Origin of the sequence: Sporolactobacillus inulinus (assembly GCF_006539285.1) — a bacterium.
In the GTDB taxonomy this organism is placed as follows: Bacteria; Bacillota; Bacilli; order Bacillales; family Sporolactobacillaceae; genus Sporolactobacillus; species Sporolactobacillus inulinus.
In genome coordinates this window covers 1-5,497 of the sequence record NZ_BJMS01000139.1, presented here as the reverse complement: position 1 = coordinate 5,497, position 5,497 = coordinate 1, and the positions used below count along the sequence as shown (strand labels likewise).

The 5,497-nt window shown below is 36.7% G+C and carries 3 protein-coding genes and 1 pseudogene; all 4 read right to left on the bottom strand.

Going from position 1 to position 5,497, the window contains the following annotated elements; genetic code table 11:
- The coding region (locus SIN01_RS13725) for a DUF1643 domain-containing protein (RefSeq protein ID WP_141306139.1) at positions 1 to 372 on the bottom strand (372 nt) is incomplete at its 3' end.
- A gap of 110 nt (positions 373 to 482) precedes the next feature.
- The gene (gene brxL, locus SIN01_RS13720; protein ID WP_010024071.1) at positions 483 to 2,540 is read right to left on the bottom strand and encodes a protease Lon-related BREX system protein BrxL; all 2,058 of its coding nucleotides are present in this window, start codon (positions 2,538 to 2,540) and stop codon (positions 483 to 485) included.
- A 17-nt stretch (positions 2,541 to 2,557) separates the two neighbouring features.
- Positions 2,558 to 5,113, bottom strand: coding sequence for a BREX-1 system phosphatase PglZ type A (pglZ, locus tag SIN01_RS13715; protein WP_010024070.1), 2,556 nt, complete (start codon positions 5,111 to 5,113; stop codon positions 2,558 to 2,560).
- 104 nt (positions 5,114 to 5,217) lie between these two features.
- Positions 5,218 to 5,497: pseudogene (locus SIN01_RS15125) on the bottom strand (hypothetical protein); the annotation flags it as partial.

Sequence of the window (5,497 nt, the reverse complement as noted above, 5' to 3'; positions counted from 1 at the left end):
GAAATCACTTAAATAATCAATTGATTTTTGAGAAATTAAAGTTTCAAGATCTTGATTCAATGTACTATTATCGGAGTTATAAATTGGAATTAAATTCATTACATTTATATATTTAATATCATCTATACTTTCACTATCATTATTAAGTGGGATTAGAACCTGCTTCTTAAAGAATGTAATAAGTTTATTTATAGTTCTATCTGAACAAGTTGAATCAGCTTTCGAAGGATTCATCATAATAATAGTTATAGTTTTACTACCTGTTTTATTTAATTCTATATTAAGTATTTCTCGTTTTTCGATTTTATTTGAAACGATAGATTGTTTATTACAATACGGTACCCCTACAACGTCTAATTTATTATACTTCATATTTCATCCCTCCTTATCTTTACGCTGTTTATTAATTATCCTCATAAATACACAGCAAAAAATTTTTAGAATCAATAACTTTACCGGTATATCAAAATTTTTTCTTAAAGTTAATTTACCCCTAAAGCCTTAAATACCGCATCAATCGCGTCTGAATAAAATACTGGCTGCACTTTAACCAAAAGATCTGGTGGTACTGTTTGTAGATCCATTACCGATGAAGCTGGAATAAGCACTTTCTTTGCTCCGGCATCTACACAAACTTGCAAGACGTTGGCGAATTCGGCTACCTTGGAGATAGTTCCCCCAACGGTCATGTTACCAATGACGATTAAACTTTCTTGTGTTGGTTTTCCTAATGCTCCGGAGCAAAGCCCTATGAGTTCAGCAATCGCCAGTTCATCAGTTAACCCGATGCCTTGTAAATCACTAATATGCATGAGATAATCCTTTGTCTTTGTACTTATCGAATTACTGATGCTTTTACAATTGGCCGTGAAGTAACGAAAGGCTGTATCTAGGCTTTCTTTTGCTTCGCGATGTGATCCCACACCGGATTTATCGAACTTTCCCGTACCGCTTACAACTTGATTTTCAAGCTTATAGACACCAATCATGCCTGAATGTCCATGCCCAACGACATATACATGGCCTGGTTTGCCCAACCCTTCTGGAATGAGGTTGCCTCCGCCTTGCTCAGGAACCGAAACATAATGTTCTTCCATTGTTTCTTTATCAATATAGGAGAACATGACATCGTAAAATTCCATGCCACCAATTTTCTTCAGTTGCTCTTTGACACGGCGGCGGCCTTCAAGTGCATAATTGATTATTTCTTTAATATCTTCTTTAGAATAAATGCCATTAGGATAAATGAGTTTGACGAGACCGGAGACCGTTTTTCTGACCGCGATCGTGTCCCGCTGATTTAAGTTGTTGCCGAGTTTAAAGTAATGGTCAAAAGCATCTGAATAGGATCGTTTTCTCATTTCTCGAAAGAACTCTGCTAAGTAATCAACGATGAATCCATAATTTCCTGTGAAAAAGTCAGGACGCATTTTTGGAATTTCCCATCCTGGCAAATAGTAATGCATGCGATCAAAGAACGCACTATCATTGGCCATCTCTTCTGGGAATGGAGCAAATAAGTGGGATGTTTTTATGAGTGAGTCTACACTTTGGTTAATATTTCCTACGAACACCATTGAGGCACTGGCATTTTTCTCTTCTTTACCTCTCGCAAAAGAACCTGATGCCATGTAGTCTTTCATGATTTGAATGCCGTCTTTATCTTTAAAGCGAATTCCGGCTACTTCATCAAAAGTCACACAGTCCCACATACCAACGAGACCAATCTTCCGCGTAGACATGTTATAGAAAAGATTAGCCACCGTTGTTTGTCCGCCAGATACCAAAATTGAGTTTGGGGAAAGTTCTTTATAAACATGAGATTTTCCCGTACCTCTTGGGCCGAGTTCACACATATTGTAATTGTTTTCCACAAGCGGAACCAGTCGTAATAAAAGATGCCATTTGACACGTTCTTCTAATTGACTTGGCTCCATTCCTATTGAGCGGATCAAGATATCAATCCATTCCTCTTTCGAGAAGTTTTTTCTGCCTTCAAATATTTCGTTGATATCCATATTAGGCAGCTGGATCGGCTGCAATGCACTGACATTAAATGGGTTAGTGTTTTTAACTTCTTCATCAAAAAAATAGTCGAGTTTCACCATGCACCAAATACCGCCAACAAGGAGCTTATCAAATTCCTTAACATACATTGAAGACACTGGGACACCTTTTAAGCCCAGGTTGGAAAACTCTGCTTCGTATCGATCAAACTTTGCATTAAGGGTTACTGAGATTTTATCAATGACGGAATATTGCCCCAATTCTCGAATCCTTGATTTTATCTTTTCTGCTTCATCCGGACGGACAAAGTTCTCAGCTAGAATTTTTTTTACACGGTCAATGCCCTCTTGGATACTCTCTTCGTCATCGGTCGCTGCGTACATGCCTAACAAATATTCAAGGACATAGACAGGAACGTTAGCTCCTTCTTTTATTAGGTTCGTCAGGTCTTTGCGGACAACACGACCAGCAAATGTATCGTTTAGTTTTTTATCAAGATCTACTGATAATCCTTCATTTATTTTGTCTTCCATTTTCAATCCTCCTCCCCTTAAAAATCAAAATCGCTGATGATACCCAAATTAATGGTGAATGGGATTTTCTCTACAAGAACATCTGTATCCGTGTCTTTAATGATTAAGTAATACGTTTTATTACGATCATAAGCAATGCTTTTAAGAAGGAATCGCAATTTGAAAGTGCGTTCTGCCGGATCATCAGAAATACGATCCCCGATGATTGTTTCTTCATTGGATAAAGCATTGCCTTCCTCATCAGTCATAAAGATAGCAACGGTACGAGGAACAAGCTTCTCTTCAACCTTCTCCGTCTGGAAAAATTCCAAATTGAAGATGCTATTCGTGATCTTTCGAGTCGTATTCGTCAGTTTAATATCAACCTTTTTAATTACTTTAGCACCTTTTTGTCCAGCCCTTTTATTTTTAAACGTTAAAAGTGGAACTACAACTTCCTGTAAACTTGCTCCACCATGCACAAAGTTGACACCGGATCCTTGAATCTTGAATCGAAACGTTGCTTTAGGCAAATAAGCAGTTAAATGATGCTCGTTTTTTACAATCGATGACAGATCAACTGCTAATTGTCCAGGTATTTCATGTTGCTCCTGTGATAAGATATAACGCCGTTTCACTTCCACAGCATGATCCAACTCTTGTCCAATTTTATCGCTTTCTTCTAATGGATCTCGTTGATAAAGGAAACCATGATCCGAAGTAATCATGACATTTGTTCCGCTCAAATCATCTCGTATAATTTTCACTAGATTATATAGTTGATCCAATGCGGTCTCCACAGCGTTGAATGTATAGACTTCAGTTGAAGCCTTGTCTCCCATGGCATCAATCGTATCATGATAGATATAGATGAGTTTCTTCCCTTTAAAGGTTTCCCTTCGTCCCGCTTTATTCATTGCGAGCACATCTTGAAAATGAACGACAATACTGTCAGCCACTTTTGTCTCGATTATTTTTTTTCGATTTTCTAATCCAGCGGAATTTTTTCCATCCACCAACACTTGTCCGTTTGTATCGATGTCCAAGTCCTTGTGCAGTATAAGAGATGGCATACCGAGCTTTGTAATCGAGGGAACAACCCCTAGCAATGGTTCTATTTCACACTCTCCCATTGTTTCTGTGTTCAGTCGTGCAGCTAACTCTGAACCGATTTCGTAACGCATCGCATCAGACACGATTACAAAAACGCGTTCCCCGTTACGTATCTTCGGTCTGACAAGAGATGCATAAAAGTTTTGTTGATTCTTCACACCTGGAAGCGTCCAATCGTGTGTCATTTCTCTTTCAATCGCTTCAGACCAATGAGCACCCAGTTCCCCCATGTACCAGTTTGTATATAAATTCTCGACGAGTGTTTTTAATTTCTTCAACAAATCATGGTTACTTTCCTGATCATAAGCCACATAAAACTTGCGATAATAAGTATCCATGAGATAATAATCTTTTACGTAGGTTTGATATAAATCAATAGCCGGGCCTTGTGGAATCCCCTGACGATGCTCTTTAAAAAATTCATGCATCTTAACAGTATAGTAAATGGCCTCATATATGGAGGAAAATCTACGATAATAATGTTTCGATCTTCTCAGATTAATGAGCTTCGTGTATTCCTCATAATCTTCAAGATGTGTCATCAGTCCATTGGCAATATAAATGATTATTGCTCGATCAATGCACGGGAAGATATCTGCTTGTTTAAATGCTTCAACAGGTAAAGGGTTAATGATCTTTGGCAGCCCAATCTCCTGTTCAGCCATTTCTACCAGTTCATCGAACACTTCGCCATCCGTAGTATGATGCATCCAATGATCAACAAAGACTGATGCATTGGTTTTATTCCGATCCGCGATAAAATTCTTTAGGTCTTTAATCAGTTCTTCATCCACCGATTGACTGAAAGCTGTCACCAGGAGATGGATGAACAGTGTTTTTAGGCTTTTTTCGTCTCGTTCATATCCATAACGATCCACAGCATAATTCCAGAACACATTTTCATCAAAAAATTTATTAAAAAGGGACAAATATTTATTTTGTTGATCATCTAACGAATCCATGAGTACCGTTTTTAATATCTCTTCAAAATCCAGAGCTTTGACATTGCATAAGGTACTCATAATTGCGAGTTCTATGTTTTCCTCTGTACACGATTCAATGTTAAAGGCAGCAAATTTTCTACGACGTTCCTGATTATTAAAAAATTTCTCGTATTTTTTTACAACCATTCGCAAAGAAGAATCAATATGTAGTTCACTTAGTATTAATGATAACCAATCCGCATAGAATATTTTCGAATAAAGGGCTGTATCCATTAGCCAGTTGTCTTCACTATCTAATTCCATAGTGGTATAAACCAAATAAGAAGACTTAGGATCTTCTTCTAACAAATACTTGGTATAAAACTGATTATGTTTAGTTAAGTGATGAATTTTCGCATCGATTAGATTGAGCTGATCAATAACTTCGGTAAATTCACCATCCTTATCCACCCAAAATACGATCTTCCGCTGCTCGCCATCCTTTAATGGTTCACGAAATAAATGTGCTAATTTGGCTTCTATTTGATCAATATTCATTGAATTTCATCACCTGATCTCCAAAAAAAATATATTTATTAGAAAATTTCGAGTTGTTTCAGTATAAACAAATTCAAAGCAAATGTTATTTTGGAGCTCCCATTTTAATCATGATCAGCATCTAAGATCTCATATAAATAATGCATAGCAATTTGCCTTAAATTTTGTCTAATTTCTTTAAAACGATCTATAAAATTCTCCAAATCTACAACCACATTGTCAAATGTGTCAATATAAAAATGTGATTGATAATTCATATCAAGTGGATATCGAGAAAAATCCATATTATCTTTTCCCTTACCATTTACTTCCTTTTCAATTTTCGCGAACAATTCATCTATATATTCTTTTAGATTAGCTGTCAGTTTCATAAACTGTTTTTTA

What these genes read in the sequence shown, in the direction of transcription:
- brxL (WP_010024071.1), bottom strand. Translation starts at nt 2,540, where the DNA reads ATGGAAGACAAAATAAATGAAGGATTATCAGTAGATCTTGATAAAAAA.
- pglZ (WP_010024070.1), bottom strand. Translation starts at nt 5,113, where the DNA reads ATGAATATTGATCAAATAGAAGCCAAATTAGCACATTTATTTCGTGAA.